Raw genomic sequence first — 3,625 nt, forward strand, 5'->3', positions numbered from 1 at the left:
ATGGCAGGGCGACAAGGTCTTCATCTCCCAGGCCCTGATCGGCGAAACCGTCGGCGTCGCCGAGACCCAGTCCGGCGACTGGATCGTCCGCTTCGCAGACGTCGATCTCGGCCTGATCGACCGTAACACTCGAACGCTTCGCCGCTATAGGGCGGCCCGGCCGGGCCGCCCTGCAGCACCAGAACAAACCGTGGAAACTGTCAACCATGTCCCCGGTCCATAGTGTCAACCATCTCCGGTTGCACAGGCACGAACCCCCTCCCCCTACCCCCTCCCGCAGGGGGAGGGGGGCCTGGAATGGCGTGAGAGACCAGACATGACAAGCATCGGCATCGGCCTGATCGGCACCGGCTTCATGGGCGAATGCCATGCCCTGGCCTTCCGCGCCGCGCCGGCGGTGTTCCGCACCCGGCTCGGCGCCCGGCTCGAGATGGTGGCCGACATCGATGCCGGCGCGGCGCAGCGGGCCGCCGACCGCTTCGGCTTCGCCCGCGCCACCGGCGACTGGCAGGCGCTGGTGGCCGACCCGAAGGTCGACCTCGTCGCCATCACCTCCCCCAACCTGCTGCACAAGCCGATGGCGCTGGCGGCGCTCAAGGCCGGCAAGCATGTCTATTGCGAGAAGCCGCTGGCGCTGACCGCCGCCGACGCGGCGGAGATGGCGGCGGCCGCGGCCCAGGCCGGCGTCACCACCATGGTCGGCTACAACTACCTGCGCAGCCCGGCCGTGTCCTTCGCGCGGCAGCTGATCCGCGACGGCGCCATCGGCCGCGTCACCTATTTCCGCGGCGTCAGCGACGAGGACTACATGGCCGACCCGGCCGTGCCGATGTCCTGGCGCTGCCGGCGCGACCAGGCGGGCAGCGGTGCGCTCGGCGACATCGGCTCGCACATCCTCAGCGTGGCGCTGGCCCTGGTCGGGCCGATCACCGAGGTCTCGGCCGACCAGCGCACGGTGATCGCCGAGCGCCCCCTGCCCGCCGCCGGCGAGGGCCGCGAGCGCCGCGACGGCGCCGCCGCGGTCACCACGGAGACGGCGACGGTGGAGAACGAGGACCAGACCCACGCTTTGCTGCGCTTCGCCGACGGCATCATCGGCACGGTGGCGACCAGCCGGGTGGCCTGGGGCCGCAAGAACCACCTGGCCTTCGAGGTGTTCGGCACCGACGGCGCGATCCTGTTCGACCAGGAGCGGATGAACGAGCTGCAGCTCCACCAGCCGGGCGCCGCCCCGGGCGACCGCAACGGCTTCCGCACGGTGCTGACCGGCCCGGCCCACCCGCATTACGGCGCCTTCAGCCCCGCCGCCGGCCACGGCCTCGGCTTCAACGACCTCAAGGTGATCGAGGTGGCGCAGCTGCTGGAGGCGATCGCGGGAGGGCCTGCGGCCTACCCGGACTTCGCGGCGGCCGCGGCGCTGGAGAAGGTGAGCGAGGCGATCGGGCGGTCGGCGACGGAGAGGCGGTGGGCGGGAGTGGTGGGGTAGGCGCCTGTCGGAGGGAAATGTGCAGATCAACCAATCCGCTCGGAACCCAGCCTGCGTACCGCCATCAGCATCACGTCAGCCAAGTGGATGTTGGCTTCGAAGTTCGCTCCGGCGGCCCATGGAGGCTCTTGAAAACCAAAGCAAATTATTACAGTGTACGCGAGTTAAATTTATCTAACGCCGCCTCAACCTACGACCCGTAAAGGCAGCATTCATGTCCATAGTAACTCCCACCCCCGTATTATCAGAATCTGACAAAAGATTAATATCTCTAATGAGTAAACTATTAATAGATCAAGCCTATCGTGCAGACGGCAGATCAAATGTTTCTGGAAATGCGATAACGTTGACGGATAGTGAAGCGAACGAGTTATTAGAAAGAATAGAGAATCTTGTCACATCACGCCAATTTCTTGAAGCTTCATACTTTGTCGAGGGATTGACAGTTCCGGAAGAGAGTGAAAAAACTAACCTTAGAGAAATATATCTCTCGGCCAGGCAGCGGCGTGGTAGGACGCGTGCACTGGCTTCAACTCATTGGGCCGAATTTCGAGTCAGATTGGGAATTGGTCAGGCTACTCTCTGGGGTGTCAATGCTCGACCAATGAGCATGTCGCACTTTCAGGAGATGGAGAGAAAATTGTTGTTGGCCTCTGGTCTCCACCCTCGCGTTGTTGACCTAGTTATGCACGTCATTGAACTTCAATCTAAAGCAATCGAGGACATAAGGCATAGTAGAAGATCACTAGCTCATGGCGCAATTAAGCAAGCCTTACTCGAGCCGTTTCTTAAACTACGAGACCAATTTTCTCATATTCGAGATCTCCAGATATCGTCAGCAAGAATCTCTGCAGCCATAACTATAGTATCTGACATCTCCATCTTGTTTACCACGAGAGACTGGAGTGTTACGGGAACACTATCGACTATCGCTGGGGCGTCGGCCCAAGCTATATCGAAGTGAACCCTGAATAGAAAGGAGAAATTTCAGATATTAGATCTCATAAATTGGCTTCTTCTCGGGCCTGACGAAATAGTTCGGCACACACTTCGCAGAATATCCGAATATCACAATATACATTGGCTCGTTTTTCCGAGAACTGGCCGCCCAGGTCGATGAGGGCCATGCCGTCGGAGCGGCCGCGCAGGGTGAAATCGAACAGCCTTCCGTAGAAGGTCAGCGCCTCGTCGATGCCGCTGACCTCGAGCGCGACATCGATCGCACGAGCCTTGGGGGCGCGGGCCTTGCGGTCCTCGGGCATAGCGGTGTCCTCCGGCTGCCTGGCCCGCAGGATACCGCCAGAGCGCCGGGACAGCCAAACGGAGCGGAAATCTGCCCCTCCATTGTCGGCGCCACTGGAAGCGCGCAGGCTGTCCGGCAGAAACCACGCGCGGAGACGACCCCATGGGAGGACAGACAGAGACGATCAGGATGGGCGGGCTGGCGCTCGAATTCCTGCACGACAAGGACAGCACCGCCGGCAGCCTCGATGCGTTCCGGATGACGGTGCACCCCAACGCCCGGATGCCGGTGCCGCATTACCATGAGAGCTGGGACGAGGTGGCCTATGGCCTGGCCGGCACCCTGACCTTCCAGGTCGACGGCCGGGACGTGCCGGTCGGGCCCGGCGACACCGTCTTCATCCGGCGCGGAATCGTGCATGGCTTCCGCAACGACACGCAGGCGCCGGCCACCTGCCTGTCCGTCCTCACCCCCGGCGTGCTGGGCCCCGGCTATTTCCGCGAGGTCGCCGCCCTGGCCGCCGGCGGCGCGCCCGACCCGGCGCGGATGAAGGAGGTCATGCGGCGCCACGGGCTGGTGCCGGTCGCCCCCGGCGCGTGACGGGCGCCCCTGCCGGCAGGACCAGGGCCGGATCGCCGCGCCGGTCCGGCATGACGATCCGGTGGCCGATGCAGGGCAATCGCCGCGCCTGCGAACGCCATCGACCGAAAGAGAAAAGAGTCCCCCCTCCCCTCGCGGGWGGGGGGTAGGGGGAGGGGGTTTTCGCCGTCAAGACCGGCCTGAACTCTGGCGATCCGGCCCTGGTCCTGCCGGCAGGGGCGCCCGTCACGCGCCGGGGGCGACCGGCACCAGCCCGTGGCGCCGCATGACCTCCTTCATCCGCGCCGGGTCGGGCG

Annotated in this window: 4 protein-coding genes; 3 read left to right on the forward strand and 1 reads right to left on the reverse strand. The window is 64.1% G+C overall.

Annotation, left to right across the window (positions count from 1 at the left end; translation table 11 throughout):
• The coding region (locus BWR60_RS37515) for a hypothetical protein (RefSeq protein ID WP_218823841.1) at positions 1-223 on the forward strand (223 nt) is incomplete at its 5' end.
• 93 nt (positions 224-316) lie between these two features.
• A complete protein-coding gene (locus tag BWR60_RS35770; protein ID WP_088158079.1) occupies positions 317-1,486 on the forward strand; it encodes a Gfo/Idh/MocA family protein in 1,170 nt (389 codons plus the stop codon).
• A gap of 1,001 nt (positions 1,487-2,487) precedes the next feature.
• On the opposite strand, the gene BWR60_RS35775 is transcribed toward BWR60_RS35770, so the two are convergent.
• Complete coding sequence (locus tag BWR60_RS35775; protein WP_088158081.1) at positions 2,488-2,748, reverse strand: hypothetical protein; 261 nt, start codon at positions 2,746-2,748, stop codon at positions 2,488-2,490.
• A gap of 143 nt (positions 2,749-2,891) precedes the next feature.
• On the opposite strand from BWR60_RS35775, the gene BWR60_RS35780 reads away from it, so the two are divergent.
• A complete protein-coding gene (locus tag BWR60_RS35780) occupies positions 2,892-3,329 on the forward strand; it encodes a cupin domain-containing protein (protein ID WP_088158083.1) in 438 nt (145 codons plus the stop codon).
• Positions 3,330-3,625: the final 296 nt, after the last annotated feature.

Source organism: Inquilinus limosus (assembly GCF_002195995.1).
Classification (GTDB): Bacteria; Pseudomonadota; Alphaproteobacteria; order DSM-16000; family Inquilinaceae; genus Inquilinus; species Inquilinus limosus_C.